Raw genomic sequence first — 17,678 nt, forward strand, 5'->3', positions numbered from 1 at the left:
GAAGGGCAACAAAATGGACGCCACGGAACTGAAGGCCATGCAGGCCCCGCTGAAGCAGGCCTATCGCGACGATGCTTCGCAGGCGCTGATCACGTTGAAGGCAAGAGGCTCGATCGACGACCAGTCGGTGGCCTGCAAGGTGGAGACGGGGAGGGCCCTTGCGATTGCCGGATTGCACCCGGCGACCGGCGGCTCCGGTCTGGAGCTGTGCTCCGGCGACATGCTGCTCGAGGCCTTGGTTGCCTGCGCCGGCGTAACGCTGAAGGCGGTGGCGATGGCGCTCGAGTTCAAGCTCGGGGCCGCTACGGTTGAGGCCCAAGGCGACCTCGATTTTCGCGGCACGCTCGGTGTCGCCAAGGATGCGCCGGTCGGCTTCCGTGCCATCCGGCTCAATTTCAGTCTCGACACCGACGAGCCGCAGGAGCGTATCGATTCGCTGCTGAAGCTGACCGAGCGCTATTGCGTGGTGTTTCAGACCATCAACCAGAAACCTGAGCTGACGGTGAGCGCACGACGCTGAAGATCTCCCGCTTGAGGGGGAAATGTCGCCGAAGGCGACATAGGGGGATCGGAACGTCCTGACGCGACACCCTTGCCGGCGGAGGAGGTTAGCGCTCCACGCGCGGCGACCCCCTCTGGCCTGCCAGCCATCTCCCCGCTCATCACTGCGCGGACGGCTCTTCGGCATCGCCTTCGTCGGTGAAGGGCGAGGCGCTTGGGACGCATTGCACCGACCAGCCCTGCGGTGTCGGCTGCTTCTGATATTCGGTGATGGCGGCGGTGCACTGCTCGCGCTTGTCGAAGGTGCTGGGCAGCACGACCATGCCCCCCTGCGGGCCGGCGATTACCAGATACCAGACCAACGCTGCGGTCGTAGCCATGGGGATTTCCTTATTCTGCCCGAGAGGGCGCTTGTTGCGGGAGTCGCTGCGATCCTAACAACTCCGTGGAAATGACGAAAGCATGACCACGGAGCAGCCTTTGCGCTGGAGATCACAGCCGCGTGATGACAAGGCGGGCTCTGCTCCGGTTCTTGAGGGCTACCGCCTCAGTCGGTTGCAAAACAGTAGAACAGGCCGTCGCCGCCGGTGCCCTTCAGCGCCTCCTGGCCGCAGCCGCCGCGCGAGGCGTGCGAGGAATTCCAGGACTTTGCCGCAGCCGAATCGTCGAGCCCGGCGCGGTCGTGGTGGCCCATCATGGCAGCCCCTTCGGCGCCGCTCATCGTCCAGTCGCTGCAGGTCTGGTCGGCGATCTTGGTGCCATCGGGCTTGGAGCCGGTCAGCATGTCGTGACGGTTCGGTGTATCGCCACGGCCATTGACGGTCTCACCCTTCTCGGTGAGCGCGGTCTGCTTGGTGATGCCGTTGGCGTCGCTGTGCAGCGAGGCGACATCGTCGGCGATCTTCTCGCCCTTGGCGTTGAACCAGGGACCCTTGCCGATGCGATCCCGCGCGTCCTCGGTGCTGGTCGAGAGATAGGCGTGCCAGGTCTTGCCGGCGACACCGGTCGCATCGGCGAGCGAGGCGCAATGTGCGTCGGCGCCCTTCAGGCCACCGAGATCGCCGCCCTTGCCGGGGCCGGCGCTGGTGACGAAGAAACTCATCTTGGCATCTTGCGACAGGGCTGTGCCGGCAGTCGCCGCGAGGGCGGCCGCGGTGGCGGCAACGAGAAGAAGAAGTCTGCGCATATCGGTCCTCCGATTTCGAATATCCTACGTTCGAAGAACGTAGCCGGAGGCCTTTTTAATCCCTGAGATAGGCCACCTGAATGCGGGCAGCGGTTCTGGGAGCCGTCGAACGAGGGTGTAAATTTATTCCGGTTGCCTGTAGGCGACGAAGCGGTTGTGCTTTGCCTGGAAGATCAGCCCGGTCTCTTTCAGGTCCGGGCTTGCCAGCGGCACGATCCGTTTGGCGATCTCTGAGGGGTGCGGCAGTGTTGCCGGATCCTCGCCGGGAACGGCCTGCGCGCGCATGGCGGTGCGGGTGGCGCCGGGGTCGGCTGCGTTGACGCGCAGCGGCAGGCTTTGCGTCTCATGCGCCCAGGAGCGCATCATGGTCTCGACCGCTGCCTTCGACGCCGCGTACGGCGCCCAGAAGGCGCGTGCCGAATGCGCGGCGTTGGAGGAAAGCAAAATCGCGCGGCCGGCATCCGAAAGCCGCAGCAACGGGTCGACCGAGCGGATCAGCCGCCAGGTCGAGGTGACATTGATGGTCATCACCTTCTCGAAGGTCTTGGCTTCGACATGGCCGATCGGCGAGATGACACCGAGCACGCCGGCATTGGCGACCAGAATGTCGAGCTTGCCCCAGCGTTCGTGAATGGCGCCGCCCAGCCGGTCGATGCCGGCCATGTCGGCGAGGTCGAGCGGCACCAGCGTGGCCTGGCCGCCGGCCGCCTTGATATGGTCGTCGAGTTCTTCCAGCCCGCCGACCGTGCGCGCGACCGCGATCACATGCGCGCCGGCGGCGGCCAATTCCTTGGCGATGAAATAACCAATGCCGCGCGAGGCGCCGGTGACGACCGCGACGCGGCCGGTAAGGTCGAGGGTCATGCGAGAATGTCCGTGAGGTAGGTGCGAGACGCCCCCGAAGGCAAATGACGGCCTGGCAATCCTATGCCCCGCTGTTCGCCAGCAGCGACAGCGTGCGGACGTTGTCGTGGCCTTCGAAGTCGAGCAGGCGGGTCGGATACTGGCCGGTGAAGCAGGCGTCGCAGAATTGCGGCTGGTCGTTGTCGCGGCTGGCCTCGCCGACGGCGCGGTAGAGCCCATCGATCGAGAGGAAGCCGAGCGAATCGACGCGGATGAATTCGGCCATCTCCTCCACCGACATGCGCGATGCCAGGAGCTTCGACTTCTCCGGCGTGTCGACGCCGTAGAAGCACGAGGCGCTGGTCGGCGGCGAGGCGATACGCATGTGCACTTCCTTGGCGCCGGCATCGCGCACCATCTGCACGATCTTCTGGCTGGTGGTGCCGCGCACGATGCTGTCGTCGACCAGCACGACGCGCTTGCCCTCGATCATGCGGCGGTTGGCGTTGTGCTTCAGCTTGACGCCCATGTGGCGGATCGAATCGCCGGGCTGGATGAAGGTGCGGCCGACATAGTGGTTGCGGATGATACCGAGCTCGAACGGGATGCCGGCCGCCTGGCTGAAGCCGATCGCCGCCGGCGTGCCCGAATCCGGCACCGGCACGACGATGTCGGCGTCGACCGGATTTTCCTGCGCCAGTTCGGCGCCGATGCGCTTGCGCACCTCATAGACGTTGCGGCCTTCGACCGAGGAATCCGGCCGAGCGAAATAGACATATTCGAAGATGCAGAAGCGGGTCTTCTGCGGCTCGAACGGAAACAGGCTTTCGATGCCCTTGGAGGTGACGACGACCATTTCGCCCGGTTTCAGGTCGCGCACGAAACGCGCGCCGATAATGTCGAGCGCGCAGGTCTCGGAGGCCAGGATCCAGGCACCGTCGAGATCGCCGAGCACCAACGGCCTGATGCCGAGCGGGTCGCGGCAGCCGATCATCTTCTTGGCGGTCATCGCCACCAGCGAAAAGGCGCCCTCGACCTGCCGCACCGCATCGATGAAGCGCGAGTTGAGGTCGCGCTCCTTGCTGGTCGCCACCAGATGGAGGAGCGTTTCGGTGTCGGAGGTGGAGGAGAAGATCGCGCCCTGTTTCTGCAGCGCGCGCTGCACCGTCATGGCGTTGGTCAAATTGCCGTTGTGGGCGACGGCGAAACCGCCATCGGCGAGTTCGGCAAAGAAGGGCTGGATGTTGCGCATGCCGGCGCCGCCGGTTGTGGCGTAGCGCGTATGGCCGATGGCGCGGTTGCCTTGCAGGCTGTCGATGACGCGCTGTTTGGTGAAGGTGTCGCCGATCAGGCCGACATGGCGTTCGACATGGAACTGGGTGCCGTCGTAGGAAACGATGCCGGCCGCTTCCTGGCCGCGATGCTGCAGCGCATGCAGGCCGAGCGTGACGATGGCCGCTGCGTCCTGCCGGCCGAAAATGCCGAACACACCGCACTCGTCATGGAAATGGTCGTCGGCCTCGGCGGAAAGCACGTCGTCTGCGTCTGCCATCTTAAGCTCCGCTAAAATCGCCATATAGAGCGGGTTCGCGTCGAAAGCAACGCGCGCCGTGCAGTCGTTCACACCATCGTCGGTCCTGACGCCCGTTTCGGGCGTCAGTTTGCAGGCGCTGCCGGTGCCGGCTTGGCCATGTTGTCGGCAGGAGCGGCGTCGTTGTCGTCGGGCGCTGGCGCATTGGCGTCGTCGCCGCCGGCAGGCGCATCCGCTGCCGGCGCGTCCGGGGCTGCCGGCGTCTCGGCGGCCGGCTGATTCGGATTGAGCTTCTTGAGGATGGCGTTTTCCGGATCCTCCGGCAGCAGGCTCTCGAGCTTGGCGCCGATCTGCTCCAGCAGCGGCCGCGACTTGGCTTCCGTCACCCAGGCCGGTGCCTTGGCGCCGGCCAGCCAATTGAAGAACAGCAACGCGACAGCGACGACCAGTATGCCGCGCGCGGCGCCGTAGAGGAAACCGAGCGTGCGGTCGAGCGCGCCGATCCGGGAATCGATGATCCAGTCGGCGAGCTTCATGGTGATGACCGAAACGACGATCAGCGCGATGATGAAGACGACACCGGCGGAGGCCGCCATGGCGATCTTTTCGTTGTCGATGTAGGGCTTCAGATAGGGCAGGACCGGCTTGTAGAAGAAGAAAGCCGCCGCGGCGGCCGCCGCCCACGATACGACCGAAAGGACTTCGCGCGAAAAGCCGCGAACCATGGCGAGCATCGCCGAGACCAGGGTGAAGCCGACGAGAATTCCGTCAAGCAGCGTAATCGGCATGTCTTTCGCCCCACTCCGATCTCTTTTTCACGGCTCGACGAGCCGCGTCATTCTTCGTCGTCCACACGGCTTCGGCGTGAGCCGGCTATGCGTGCCACGAGGTCGGCAAGCTCGGTGGGCTGGAAAGCGCCGGCCCCGATCCCCCCAGCAAGTTCCTCGCTGCCCAAGGGCAGAACCGCGCTACCAAAACCCAGCTTTTCGGCTTCCTTGAGGCGCTGCTGCGCATGCGCAACCGGCCTCACTGCGCCCGAAAGGCTGATTTCGCCGAAATAGACGCAATCCGCGGGAAGGGCAAGACCGGTGAGTGAGGAAACCAGTGCGGCTGCGACCGCGAGGTCGGCGGCCGGCTCGCTGATGCGGTAGCCGCCGGCGACGTTGAGATAGACATCATGGGTGCCGAAGCGCACGCCGCAATGGGCTTCCAGCACTGCCAGGATCATCGACAGACGCGCGCCGTCCCAGCCGACCACCGCCCGGCGCGGCGTGCCGAGCGAGGAGGGCGCGACAAGCGCCTGGATCTCGACCAGGACGGGCCTGGTGCCTTCCATGCCGGCGAAAACGGCAGCCCCCGGGGATTTCGCATGCCGTTCGCCCAGGAACAGCTCCGACGGGTTGGCGACCTCGCGCAAGCCCTTGTCCGACATTTCGAAGACGCCGATCTCGTCGGTCGGTCCAAAGCGGTTCTTCACCGTGCGCAGGATGCGGTAGTGGTGGCCGCCTTCGCCCTCGAAATAGAGCACGCCATCGACCATGTGCTCGACGACGCGCGGGCCGGCGATCTGGCCTTCCTTGGTGACATGGCCGACAAGGACGATCGCCGCACCCGTCGACTTCGCATAGCGGATCATCGCCTGGGCGGAAGCGCGCACCTGGGTAACGGTGCCAGGCGCGGAATCGGCAAGATCGGTCCATAGTGTCTGGATCGAATCGAGAATGACCAGATCCGGCCGCTTGCCGTCGGCGATCGTGGCGAGAATGTCCTCGACATTGGTTTCGGCGGCCAGCTCCACCGCAGTGTCGGCAACACCCAACCGCTGCGCTCGCAGCCTGATCTGGGCGACTGCCTCCTCGCCCGAGACATAGACGATGCGGTGGCCCCGGGACGCAAGTGCCGCGGCAGCCTGGGTAAGAAGCGTCGATTTGCCGATGCCGGGATCGCCGCCGACCAGCAGCGCCGAGCCGCGCACGAAACCGCCGCCGGTGGCGCGGTCGAGCTCGCCGATGCCCGAGACGATGCGCGGCGCGTCCTCTATGTCGCCTGAAAGCGTGGTCAGCACCACCGCGCGGCCCTTGCGGGCATTGCGCGTGTTGGCCGGACCGGAACCGATGCCGCCGGAGGTGCCTTCCTCGACCAGCGTGTTCCACTCCCCGCAGGCGTCGCATTTGCCGGCCCAGCGCTGATGCACCGAGCCGCAATTCTGGCAGATGAACTGGACGCGCGATTTAGCCATGGAGCCGCGCCGGTTTTGGGGAAAATGCAAACGACAGGCAGGCCGGCGGGACAGCGCCCCCCTCTGGCCTGCCGGCCATCTCCCCTACGAGGGGGGAGATCGAATTGCGTGTCGGATTTCGCCAGCTTTCAGCGTTGTAGAAATGAGCGCCGGCATGGGCGACAGCCGATCTCCCCCCTTGTGGGGGAGATGGCCGGCAGGCCAGAGGGGGGCGCCGTAGAGCGCCTTGGTTCCCTATTTCTGTTGCGACCGCTGGCAAGAGGCTACTCAAACCTCTCCGCGATATGGTGTTCCTCGGCAAGGTCGGAGAAGCGGGTGAATTCGCCGTGGAAGGCGAGCGTTACCGAGCCCGTCGGGCCGTGGCGCTGCTTGGCCACGATCACCTCGGCCTTGCCGCGCATCTCGTTCATCTCGTTTTCCCACTTGACGTATTCTTCCGTGCCGAGCTTCGGCTCGCGGTTCTTGAGGTAATACTCTTCGCGATAGACGAATATCACGACGTCGGCGTCCTGCTCGATCGAACCGGATTCACGCAAGTCCGAAAGCTGCGGGCGCTTGTCGTCACGGCTTTCGACCTGGCGCGAGAGCTGCGACAGCGCGATGATCGGCACGGCCAGTTCCTTGGCCAGTGCCTTCAGGCCGGTGGTGATCTCGGTGATTTCCTGCACGCGGTTCTGCGAAGACTTGGCGCTCGAACCCTGCATCAGCTGGATATAGTCGATGACGATCAGGTCAAGGCCGCGCTGGCGTTTCAGCCGCCGGGCACGGGCCGAGAGCTGGGCGATCGAGATACCACCGGTCTGGTCGATGAACAGCGGGATCTTCTGCATGGTCTGCGAACAGGCGACCAGCTTCTCGAAGTCCATTTCGGTGATTTCACCGCGGCGGATCTTCGAGGAAGAGATTTCCGTCTGTTCGGAAATGATGCGGGTGGCGAGCTGTTCTGACGACATTTCGAGCGAGAAGAAGCCGACGACGCCGCCATTGGCCGCCTTGAACGAGCCATCGGCCTGCTGCGCCGGCTCATACATCTCGGCGATGTTGAAGGCGATGTTGGTGGCGAGCGACGTCTTGCCCATGCCTGGACGACCGGCGATGATGATCAGATCGGACGCCTGCAGGCCGCCCATGCGGCGGTCGAGATCGCGCATGCCGGTGGCAAGGCCCGACAGATGGCCGTCGCGCATATAGGCGGCGTTGGCCATGTCGACCGCGGTCTTGACCGCGTCTGTGAAGCTCTCGAAGCCGCCATCGTAGCGTCCGGTTTCGGCCAATTCGAAAAGGCGGCGTTCGGCATCCTCGATCTGCTCGGATGGCGACATGTCGACCGGCGCGTCATAGGCGATGTTGACCATGTCCTCGCCGACGGTGATCAATGCCCGGCGCGTCGCCAGATCGTAGATGGCGCGGCCATAGTCGGTGGCGTTGACGACGGTGACGGCCTCGACCGCCAGCCGCACGACATATTGCGCCACTGTCATGTCGCCGACCTTCTCGTCGGCCGGCAGGAAGGTCTTCAAGGTGATCGGCGTCGCCACCTTGCCCATGCGGATGAGCTCGGCCGCGACATCGAAGATCTTGCGGTGCAAGGGTTCGTAGAAATGGCCGGACTTCAGGAAGTCGGAGACACGATAGAAGGCATCGTTGTTGACGAGGATCGCACCAAGCAGCGCCTGCTCGGCCTCGATGTTGTTGGGCGATTCGCGATATAGCGGTTGCTCCGCCACGCCGAATTTTCGTGCTGCCTCTGCCATGATATCCCCGATGTCGATCCCGGCTTCTCGATATCAGAACGAGACGAATCGATGCTGACCTTTCTGCATCATCGCATGACCAACCAGCCTTGATGCCCGTTGTTCACAGGCTCGGCGAACCGTCCACAGGAGAGTGCTTCCAAGCCCCGATTCCGATTGACTCGGAAAGGCGCAGTCCCTACCCGAGTCGTTGGAACAGATCAAGAACAATCTTGGCGATCAGGCGCCTCCTTCGTCCAGCGTATCGCCCCAGTCCAGGCGCCGTGCCGCCTTGAACAGATCACCGTCGCGTTTGGTCAACAGTTTTTCGCCGGCGCTGCCGTCCGTTTCGCAAAGCTTGAGCAGAACCTTGCCCGAGCCGGATTTCGGCGGTGCGATGACCCGCGCGGCACGCGCGGCGGCCGGTTGGCGCGAGGCGGCGACAAAAATGAACTTCTCGTCTTCCCACGGCACTTCCGCCTCCTTGGCCAGCCGGTGCAGGCGCGAGCGGGCGACGCGGCGGGAAAAGTGGCACCAGTCGGGCGGGGCGAGCGGGCAAGGCGCCTCATGCGGACAAGGCGCCAGCAGATGCGCGCCCGCCGCGATCAACCGCGCGCGCACCGCCAGGATTCGCTGCCAGCCGGCAGGCGTGCCCGGCTCGACCACGAGCAGCGTGTCGGCCGTGAGGTGCCAAAGCCGGTCGACAAGCTTCGGCAGCGATGCCGGAATGATCTCGTCCAGCACATAGGTACACGTCACCAGCTCGGCCGGCTCGAGATCGGCGAGGTCGATGGTGGCGTCGCCGGCCAGCCATTTGGTCCGGGCAGCGACTGCGCCGGCGGCGAGCGTCTCGCCGACCTTGCGTGCCGCCGCACTGGCTTCGAGGAGCACCGCCTGTTCGAGATCGGGCCAGAGGTCCATCGTGGCCCAAAGCACCGTACCAGGCCCGGCACCGATATCGAGCAGGGATTTTGGAACGAAATCAGGCCGGGCTTCATTCAGCGCATCGAGGCTGGCGCGGACCGCGGCATAGGTCGCTGGCAGCCGCGTCGCGAGATAAGCGTGCACAGCCAAATCCTGCGCCATGTGCAGGCGGCCGTCGCGCAACTCGGCACGGTAGCGGTCGGAAAGTGTTTTTGCCGCTTGCTTCAGGGTCGCGAGCGGAACGTTTTCAAGCAGGCGCTCGACCCCTTGGCGAAGTGGCGCTGGCAATTCCATGGTCAGGCTCCGCGCGGTGCGAGCAGGATGACCGAGGCTCCGGCCATGCAGAGGACCGCGCCGGCAAGATCCCAGCGGTCGGGCCGCACGCCTTCCACCAGCCACAGCCAGGCGAGCGACGCGGTGATGTAGATGCCGCCATAGGCGGCATAGGCACGGCCCGCCGCATTGATGTCGACCAGTGCCAGGAGCCAGGCGAACAGGACGAGCGAGACGAAGCCCGGTGCCAGCCAGAGCGGCGACTTTTCCAGCCGCCACCATGCCCATACCGAAAAGCAGCCGGCGATCTCGGCCAGGGCCGCGGCAACATAAAGGAGATAGCTCATGAAAAAGGCCTCGCGACGATCACGAGGCCTTTTTCAGGGCAGGGGCGTGCGAAGGCAAGCGCCAATGGCGAAAGCGTACGGACGTTCCCGTTTCTATTCCGCCACCTTGCGGCGACGGGCAGGCTTGGCGGGCTTCTCGACGGGAGCCGCCTCGCGGCGGCCCAGGTCGCGCATTTCCAGCGCCTTTTCGCATTTGGCCATATAGTCTCGGGTCATCGGCAGCGTGTCGTTCTTCTTGGTGATCTGGAACTGGAAGATGACCAGGTCCTGCCAGCGGAAGGCGGCTTCCGAGGCGGCCAGATAGAATTCCCACATGCGGCAGAAGCGTTCGTCGTAGATCGCCTTGGCCTTGTCGCGGTTGGCGGCGAAGCGCTGGCCCCAGTGCTTCAGCGTATCGGCATAGTGGAGCCGCAGGATCTCGACGTCGGTGACCACGAGGCCGGATTTCTCGATCGCCGGCAGCACCTCCGACATTGCCGGAATGTAGCCGCCCGGGAAAATGTACTTGCGAATGAAGGCGCTGGTCGCCCACGGCACACCGGAGCGGCCGATCGTGTGCAGCAGCATGACGCCATCGGGCTTCAACAGTGTCGCGGACTTGTCGAAGAAGGTGCGGTAGTGGTTGACGCCGACATGTTCGAACATGCCGACCGAAACGATGCGGTCGAAACGCTCGTTGAGCTCGCGATAGTCCTTCAGCTCGAAATGGACGTGGTTTTCCAGCCCCTGCGCGTGCGCCCGGTCGGTGGCCACGCCATGCTGTTCGGTCGACAGCGTCACGCCCTGCACGTCGACGTCGAAAGCCTTGGCGAGATAGAGGCCAAGCCCGCCCCAGCCGGAGCCGATGTCGAGAACCGTCTGGCCGGCCTTCAGCCTGAGCTTGGCGGCGATGTGGCGCTTCTTGGCGGCCTGCGCCTCGTCGAGCGTCATGTCCGGCTGTTCGAAATAGGCGCAGGAATACTGCATGTCCTCGTCGAGGAAGAGCCGGTAGAGATCGCCCGACAGATCGTAATGGCGCTGCACGTTGCGGCGCGAGCGCGAGGCGGTGTTGATCTGCTGCAGGCGGCGGAAGGCGTGGCGCAGGCCTTCGATGGCTTTCGACCAGGTCGCGTCGATGCCGCCGCTGCCCATGTTCTGGAAGGCAATGCGCATCACACCGAGCACGCCGCCGTCGAGAATGTCGAGTTCGCCATCCATGTAGGATTCAGGCACCGCCAGCATCGGATCGAACGTGATGGCGCGTTCGGCATGTCGGGTCTTGATGTGCAGATGCACCGGCTCGCCGCTGCCGTCGCCGAACACGAATGTCGAGCCCTGTGGCCCGGTCACTTTGAGACTGCCGGTGCGAACCAGGCGATCGAGAACGCGCTTCAAGAGAATATTCATGCCTAATGTCCCCAGGGTGCCTTACGCATGGCCCGAAAACCGCAATCGACTTTCGGACAGGATTATGCGCCGAACTCCAATTCCACAACGTCCTTTGCGCGTCCAAAGGACGCGCGACGATCTAGTCTGCAACAATATATGGGGACCCGGAAAGTTCCTTTTGGCACAAAAAAGCCCGGGCGAGAGGCCCGGGCGTTGGTCCACAAAGGACGGATAACGGCAATGTGATCGGAGCTTGGCTCCAACCCCTTGCGAGGATAAGATCAGGCGTTGTCTTCGCCGCCTTCGAACTCGGCGTTCGGATCGAAGAAGTTTTCCGGCCGGGCGTTGTCGTTGATGTCGTCGCCATAAATGGCTTCTGCAGTGGTCAGCGTCTCGCCCTTGGCCTGGCGTTCGGCTTCGTCGGCCGTGCGGGCGATGTTGAGCGTGATCGTGACTTCGACTTCCGGATGCAGCGCGATCGCCACATTGGTGACGCCGATGGTCTTGATCGGCTGGTTGAGCTGGATCTGGTTGCGGTTGACCGTGAAACCTTCCGCCGTCAGCAGGTCGGCGATATCGCGCGTCGACACCGAACCGTAGAGCTGGCCGGTCTCGCCGGCCGAGCGGACGGCGATGAAGCTCTTGCCGTCGAGCTTTTCGGCAACCTGGGCGGCTTCCGACTTACGCTCGAGGTTGCGGGCCTCGAGCTGGGCGCGCTGGCCTTCGAACTTCTTCTTGTTGGCCTCGTTGGCGCGCAGCGCCTTGCCCTGCGGCAAGAGGAAATTGCGGGCAAAGCCGTCCTTGACCTTGACGGTATCACCCATCTGACCGAGGCGGGAAACGCGTTCGAGAAGAATGACTTCCATGGTTTTTTTCCTTTCAGTTTGGCATCGATCTCGGGATCGTTGCCGATTCTTGGGAACAGGTCAGGAAGCAAAGGGGCGTTGCCGCCGGTGTCGCTGTCCTGCCTGTCGGCAGTTAGAGGCTTTGGCCTCAACCCGGGATTTCCTGCATGTCGCCCAAAAGTGGTTTCCCGGTTTTGGGACAACGACATGCATCGTCAAGACACTCCAGCGGCGCCCGTCGCCGTGGAGAAAAGCGGGCGACAAAGCCGCCCGCTCGGAGAAATTTTAGCGGACCACGTAAGGCAGCAGGCCGAGGAAGCGGGCGCGCTTGATCGCCTTGGCGAGCTCACGCTGCTTCTTCTGGCTGACCGCGGTGATGCGCGACGGCACGATCTTGCCGCGCTCGGAAATGTAGCGCTGCAGGAGACGCACGTCCTTGTAGTCGATCTTTGGCGCGTTGGCGCCGGAGAACGGGCAGGTCTTGCGGCGACGGTGGAACGGGCGCCGGGTCGGGATCTGGTTGATGTCGACCATTATTCTGCACCCCGTTCAAGGCCTTCGCGCGGACGGCGCGGACCACGCTCGCCACCGGCATCGCCGAAGCTGCGCGGCGGACGGTCGCCGCGATCGCGGTCGCCGAACGAACGCGGGCCACGGTCACCACGGTCGCGGTCGCCGAAGCCACCGCGCTCCGAGCGCTCTTCGCGCTTCTGCATCATCGCCGAGGGGCCTTCCTCATGCGCCTCGACCTTGATGGTCAGGAAGCGCAGCACGTCCTCGGACAGGCCCATCTGGCGCTCCATCTCGTTGAGCGCTGCCGGCGGGCAGGTGAGGTCCATCAGCGTGTAGTATGCCTTCCGGTTCTTGTTGACCCGGTAGGTGAGGGACTTCAGTCCCCAGTTCTCGACCCGGCCGACCGACCCGCCATTTGCTGCGATGACGCCCTTGTACTGTTCGACAAGCGCATCGACCTGCTGCTGCGAGAGGTCCTGCCGGGCAAGAAACACATGTTCGTAAAGAGCCATTATGTCTTCGCCTTTCTTCGTTTCTCTCCCGGTTCCCGGCGGCAAAAGCCTCTGCAACTTCTCTGACCCGGATCCCTTGAGGGGCGGGGAAGAAAGGAGCATGACGAGACGGTCGAGAGCGGAGACACGGGAGGCGGAAGCACTTCTGGCTTCACGCGAAGGTTTGAGAAAACCTCCGGCCCTCCGTTCAGCCCCCAGCTAGGACCGGCAGATTGCGGGCGTCTATATAGCAATCCGCAGGGAAGGCAAGGGCGGGCGACGTTCGCGATGTCGCAGGGGGGGCCTGTGGCGCAAGGGGGGCGATGTCGTGGCGGAAGATCAAATGGCGACAACCGCAAGACTTTGCGACTTCCCCGCAGCGGCAAGCATTTCCGGGGATAAGATGCTTCTCAGGAGAGCAGATCGCCAACAGGTTCTCGAAGCTGCAACTGACGAATTGAGTGTTCGATCCCTCAGAGGGATTGCCAGGCTCAACTCATGTGGGCGACGACCTTGTCGACCGTTTCGGGGAAGAAGTCCGGCGCCGCGTGCCGCTTGCCGAACATCATGTCATATTGCAGCAGGCGGAAGTCGCGGATCGCCGGGTCGATGTCCTTCTGCCGCGCCCAGTCGGGCGTGGCTTCCCCGGCCGGTGTCAGCAACAGGTTGCGGTCGACGACGCGGTAGCGTTCGCGCATCTCGCCCAGGAAGCCCGTGTAGTAGGGATGGGTGATGCCGGCCGTTTTCAGGATATGATAAGGCAGGAAGGCGGGGCTGACCGCACCCAGGTCCTCGGCCGGACCGGTGCGGTTCGACCAGATGACCAGCGGCGTCTCGTGATGCTGAAGGGCATCCTGCGGTGACGCCTCCTTGCGCGGCGCGACATTGTCCTTGAGGAAGCCGGTTTCGACGTAAACCGGGCCCAGCGGCGGCAGATGGTCGCCGAAGAAGGCGATCACCGTGGGACGGGAGCGCTTCTTTGCCCATTCGACGAGGCGCTCGAGACCGCGATCGGCATCCGCGGATCCCTCCGCATAGCTCAGCAGCGATTCACGCGCCCACTGGCTGATCGGCGCCTGCACCTTGTGGGTGGGGTTGTAGTAGCGGTTCGGCTCGTAGGGACCATGGTTCTGCAGGCTGACCGCGAAGAAGAACACCGGCTGCTCGCTGGCGTCGGCTTCGCGGATGATCTCGTCGGTCATCGCCGCATCCGATGCCAGCGGTCCGCGCTTCTCCATCGGCGGCAGCGTCTCTTCAGACTTGAAGTCGTTGAAGCCGAAATCGGCGTACACCGCGCCACGGTTCCAGAACCAGTTGGTGCCTGGATGTATGGCACGCGCCTGATAACCCTCGCTCTTCAGGAAGGTTGCCATCGACGGCGTCGGGGTGCGCACATATTGCTGGTAGGGGATGCTGCCGGCCGGCAGGAAGGCATTCGAGAAGCCGGTCAGCGCTTCGAACTCGATATTGGCGGTCATGCCGCCGAATTCGGGCGAGAACATATAGCCCGAGCGCAACGCCCGCACATTGGGAATGGGGTCCGGCGTGATGGTTACCCCGGGCAGTTTGGTCGGATCCCAGAACGATTCGCTCATGACGACGATGATGTCCGGTTTCTCGGCGGGCACGGAGGCTGTCACCGCTGGCCTCTCGATCGCTGCGATCGCCTTGTCGGAATAGCCGGCCGGCGCCGAGACATGCGCCATCGGCACGTTGAGCGCGAAGGCGAGCGCAAAGCCGTTGGAGGCGTAGTTTTCCTTCTGGTCCCACATGATCGGAATGATCTGCAGCCGGTCCCTGGTCCACGAGAAGGTGGCGTAGTCCATGATTGAGACAAAGAAGGCGAGCAGCGGAACCGCCAGCGTCAGCCGGGCGAGGCGGCCCTTTCGGCTGAGTGCGAGGACCTTGCGGCGCCACAGCCGCCAGCCATAGACGAGCAGCGACAGGCCGGCGACGATGCCGACGACCATGGCGAGCGCGGTCATTGGCCGGTCGCGCACCAGCAATGGCAGCAGGGCGACGATCTGGCGGGCGTAGAGGAAATCCNATCGCCGAGATAATGCGACTTCTGATGGCCGACAAAGGCTAAAGACAGGGTCAGCGGAGCCACGATCATCAGGCTCTGGTGGCTACGGCCGAGCACGGCGTCGAGGCCGATCAGGATCAGGGCGAACACGACGATCGTGGTCCAGCCCGGCTTGAGCGGCTGCAGGAAGAAAGAGACGGTGCCGGCGAAATCACCGCGCACGATCAGTTCGACGGCGAACACCAGGATGGCCGCGATCGCTAGGCTGATCAGCCCGTAACGGACAACCGGCCATCTCCGGCCCGGCAGGTAGCCGGTGGACGGATCGTCTTCCAGGAATTGCGGCACGGCTTTACCGCTACGTTTCGAACTCTTTGTCACTTCAACTTCCCCACCCAGCGACAAACACGTCACTCGATTGTCATATAATTGTCACGCAAAGCTAGCGCCTGTGGCGGAAATAAGAAGAGCCAGCAAACGATTCGTGAGCGGTTTTCATCAGGAGTGATCGCCAAAAAGCCTTTGGGAACAGGCACTCGGCGGTTGACGAAGCCGCCCGGCAGGGGCGAACTGGACTTGACTTGGCGGCCTGCCTTGCGTCACAGGCAAGAAAAACCCGCCTATCAGGCAAGCAAAACCAGCCCTTGGGAGCCTCGCATGGCCGTCGCATTCACCTTTCCGGGACAAGGCAGCCAGGCTGTCGGCATGGGCAAGGATCTCGCCGATAGCTTTCCCGAGGCGCGCAGGGTCTTCCAGGAAGTCGACGACGCGCTCGGCGAAAACCTGTCGAAGCTGATCTGGGAAGGTCCCGAAGAGGCCTTAACGTTGACGGCCAACGCACAGCCGGCGCTGATGGCGGTATCGCTGGCGGCCATCAGGGCGCTGGAATCGCGTGGGTTCTCGCTGAAGGACAAGGTCGCCTATGTCGCCGGCCATTCGCTGGGCGAATATTCGGCGCTGGCCGCCGCGGGCTTCGTTTCCGTTGGCGATGCCGCGCGGCTGCTGCGCATTCGCGGCAACGCCATGCAGGCGGCGGTACCTCCCGGGAAGGGCGCCATGGCGGCGATCATCGGACTGGAGCAGGCGGATGTCGAAGCTGCCTGCGCTGAAGCGGCCAAAGGATCTGTCTGCCAGGTCGCCAACGACAATGGCGGCGGCCAATTGGTCATCTCCGGCGCCAAGGCCGCGGTAGAACTGGCCGCCAGGCTTTGCACCGAAAAGGGCGCCAAGCGGGCGCTGATGCTGCAGGTCTCGGCACCTTTCCACTCGGAGTTGATGACGCCGGCCGCGGAGATCATGCGCGACGCGCTCGCCAAAGTGGCCAAGGCCGCACCGGTGGTTCCGATCGTCTCGAACGTCACAGTCACCCCGACGAGCGCCCCGGACGAGATTTCGCGGCGCCTGGTCGAGCAGGTGGTCGCCCGCGTGCGCTGGCGCGAGACCGTCGAATGGTTCGGCGCCAGCGGCGTCACCGCGCTCTACGAGATCGGCGCCGGCAAGGTGCTGTCGGGGCTGGCGCGGCGCATCAACCGCGACATCGCCACCGCGTCGGTGGGGAGTTCCGCCGAGGTCGAAACAGCACGAGCGGCACTCGTATAATCGGATGCCATTTGACCCCACCCGTGCGAAGGGTGTCCTCTTCTCAATCAGGAGACAAAAATGTTCGAATTGACCGGCCGCAAGGCGCTCGTTACCGGGGCATCGGGAGGCATCGGCGAGGCGATCGCCAGGGTGCTGCATGCGCAGGGCGCCATTGTCGGCCTGCATGGCACGCGCATCGAGAAGTTGGAGACGCTGGCCAACGAACTTGGCGACCGGGTCAAGCTGTTTCCGGCCAATCTGTCGAACCGCGACGAGGTCAAGGCGCTCGGCCAGAAGGCGGAAGCCGATCTGGAAGGTGTCGACATCCTGGTCAACAATGCCGGCATCACCAAGGACGGCCTGTTCGTGCGCATGTCGGACGCCGATTGGGACAGCGTGCTCGAGGTCAATCTGACCGCGGTTTTCCGGCTCACTCGCGAACTCACCCATCCGATGATGCGCCGGCGCCATGGCCGCATCATCAACATCACCTCGGTGGTCGGCGTGACCGGCAATCCCGGCCAGACCAATTACTGCGCCTCGAAGGCCGGCATGATCGGTTTCTCCAAGTCGCTGGCGCAGGAGATCGCCACCCGCAACATCACCGTCAACTGTGTCGCCCCCGGCTTCATCGAATCGGCAATGACCGACAAGCTCAACGACAAGCAGAAAGAGGCGATCATGGCGGCCATCCCGACGCGCCGCATGGGCACCAGCGTTGAAGTCGCATCCGCGGTCGCCTATCTCGCCTCCAACGAAGCAGCTTACGTCACCGGCCAGACCGTCCACGTCAATGGCGGCATGGCGATGATCTGAACGAGGCCCGGCGGCAACGCTGCCGGGTTGTGAAAAGAGACCATTTCGCCTTGGACCTCAGCTATTTTTCGTGTAATGCGGCCCGCAACCCGGCGGTTCGGGCAAAAACCGGTCCGTGGCCGTTGCGTTTCCGGCAGGACCATCTTTCAGCTTGATTAGCGGCATTCTGCCCGCTAACGAAGACAGACAAACAAAAGACGAGGATGCCCAAATGAGTGACACCGCAGAGCGCGTCAAGAAGATCGTCATCGAACACCTTGGCGTCGATGCCGACAAAGTGACGGAGCAGGCGAGCTTCATCGACGATCTGGGCGCCGACAGCCTCGACACGGTCGAACTCGTCATGGCGTTCGAAGAAGAATTCGGCGTCGAGATTCCCGACGACGCGGCCGAGACCATCCTGACCGTCGGCGACGCGGTGAAGTACATCGACAAGGCTTCGGCCTGACACTTTCCGCAGT

At 63.9% G+C, this 17,678-nt stretch carries 17 protein-coding genes and 1 pseudogene; 4 read left to right on the forward strand and 14 right to left on the reverse strand.

What is annotated here, in order from left to right:
* Positions 1-13: 13 nt before the first annotated feature.
* A complete protein-coding gene (locus X741_RS143430; protein WP_031250369.1) occupies positions 14-520 on the forward strand; it encodes an OsmC family protein in 507 nt (168 codons plus the stop codon).
* A gap of 142 nt (positions 521-662) precedes the next feature.
* Here the strand turns inward: X741_RS143430 and X741_RS0135660 are convergent, their stop codons facing one another.
* The 14 genes and pseudogenes from X741_RS0135660 to X741_RS01000000167105 all read right to left on the reverse strand — a co-directional run bounded on the left by X741_RS0135660 (position 663) and on the right by X741_RS01000000167105 (position 15,234).
* A complete protein-coding gene (locus tag X741_RS0135660; protein ID WP_013896316.1) occupies positions 663-881 on the reverse strand; it encodes a hypothetical protein in 219 nt (72 codons plus the stop codon).
* 167 nt (positions 882-1,048) lie between these two features.
* The gene (locus tag X741_RS143425) at positions 1,049-1,687 is read right to left on the reverse strand and encodes a hypothetical protein (RefSeq protein WP_023779647.1); all 639 of its coding nucleotides are present in this window, start codon (positions 1,685-1,687) and stop codon (positions 1,049-1,051) included.
* A 123-nt stretch (positions 1,688-1,810) separates the two neighbouring features.
* Positions 1,811-2,551, reverse strand: coding sequence for an SDR family NAD(P)-dependent oxidoreductase (locus X741_RS143420; protein ID WP_023779648.1), 741 nt, complete (start codon positions 2,549-2,551; stop codon positions 1,811-1,813).
* Positions 2,552-2,612: 61 nt separating this feature from the next.
* Positions 2,613-4,082 carry an amidophosphoribosyltransferase gene (gene purF / locus X741_RS143415; protein ID WP_023779649.1) on the reverse strand — a complete coding sequence of 490 codons (1,470 nt, stop codon included), beginning with the start codon at positions 4,080-4,082 and terminating at the stop codon, positions 2,613-2,615.
* Between the two features lie 104 nt (positions 4,083-4,186).
* Positions 4,187-4,849 (reverse strand): CvpA family protein, encoded by a 663-nt coding sequence (locus X741_RS143410; protein WP_023779650.1) that lies wholly within the window; start codon positions 4,847-4,849, stop codon positions 4,187-4,189.
* Positions 4,850-4,896: 47 nt separating this feature from the next.
* Positions 4,897-6,300: a DNA repair protein RadA gene (radA, locus tag X741_RS143405; protein WP_013896311.1), complete on the reverse strand. Its 1,404-nt coding sequence runs from the start codon at positions 6,298-6,300 to the stop codon at positions 4,897-4,899.
* 263 nt (positions 6,301-6,563) lie between these two features.
* Positions 6,564-8,054 (reverse strand): replicative DNA helicase, encoded by a 1,491-nt coding sequence (locus X741_RS143400; protein ID WP_013896310.1) that lies wholly within the window; start codon positions 8,052-8,054, stop codon positions 6,564-6,566.
* Between the two features lie 219 nt (positions 8,055-8,273).
* Complete coding sequence (locus tag X741_RS143395) at positions 8,274-9,251, reverse strand: small ribosomal subunit Rsm22 family protein (protein ID WP_023779651.1); 978 nt, start codon at positions 9,249-9,251, stop codon at positions 8,274-8,276.
* A 2-nt stretch (positions 9,252-9,253) separates the two neighbouring features.
* A complete protein-coding gene (locus X741_RS143390; RefSeq protein ID WP_023768556.1) occupies positions 9,254-9,577 on the reverse strand; it encodes a YnfA family protein in 324 nt (107 codons plus the stop codon).
* Positions 9,578-9,670: 93 nt separating this feature from the next.
* Positions 9,671-10,963, reverse strand: a complete 1,293-nt coding sequence (locus tag X741_RS143385; RefSeq protein WP_023779652.1) for a cyclopropane-fatty-acyl-phospholipid synthase family protein — start codon at positions 10,961-10,963, stop codon at positions 9,671-9,673.
* A 263-nt stretch (positions 10,964-11,226) separates the two neighbouring features.
* A complete protein-coding gene (gene rplI, locus X741_RS143380; RefSeq protein WP_013896306.1) occupies positions 11,227-11,811 on the reverse strand; it encodes a 50S ribosomal protein L9 in 585 nt (194 codons plus the stop codon).
* 264 nt (positions 11,812-12,075) lie between these two features.
* Entirely contained in the window at positions 12,076-12,324 is a 249-nt protein-coding gene (gene rpsR / locus X741_RS143375; protein WP_006203718.1) for a 30S ribosomal protein S18, read from the reverse strand.
* Positions 12,324-12,815 carry a 30S ribosomal protein S6 gene (gene rpsF, locus X741_RS143370; protein WP_031250370.1) on the reverse strand — a complete coding sequence of 164 codons (492 nt, stop codon included), beginning with the start codon at positions 12,813-12,815 and terminating at the stop codon, positions 12,324-12,326. The genes rpsR and rpsF overlap by 1 nt, the downstream gene beginning before the upstream one ends.
* A 470-nt stretch (positions 12,816-13,285) precedes the next feature.
* Positions 13,286-15,234 (reverse strand): annotated as a pseudogene (locus X741_RS01000000167105) (LTA synthase family protein).
* 243 nt (positions 15,235-15,477) lie between these two features.
* Between X741_RS01000000167105 and fabD the strand changes: the two are divergent.
* The 3 genes from fabD (at position 15,478) to X741_RS143355 (ending at position 17,665) form a co-directional block, all read left to right on the forward strand.
* Complete coding sequence (gene fabD, locus X741_RS143365; protein ID WP_023779656.1) at positions 15,478-16,419, forward strand: ACP S-malonyltransferase; 942 nt, start codon at positions 15,478-15,480, stop codon at positions 16,417-16,419.
* Positions 16,420-16,479: 60 nt separating this feature from the next.
* Positions 16,480-17,217: a 3-oxoacyl-[acyl-carrier-protein] reductase gene (gene fabG / locus X741_RS143360; RefSeq protein WP_023779657.1), complete on the forward strand. Its 738-nt coding sequence runs from the start codon at positions 16,480-16,482 to the stop codon at positions 17,215-17,217.
* Positions 17,218-17,428: 211 nt separating this feature from the next.
* Positions 17,429-17,665 carry an acyl carrier protein gene (locus tag X741_RS143355; RefSeq protein WP_006203723.1) on the forward strand — a complete coding sequence of 79 codons (237 nt, stop codon included), beginning with the start codon at positions 17,429-17,431 and terminating at the stop codon, positions 17,663-17,665.
* Positions 17,666-17,678: the final 13 nt, after the last annotated feature.

Source organism: Mesorhizobium sp. LNHC221B00, assembly GCF_000502935.1.
Taxonomy (GTDB): Bacteria; Pseudomonadota; Alphaproteobacteria; order Rhizobiales; family Rhizobiaceae; genus Mesorhizobium; species Mesorhizobium opportunistum.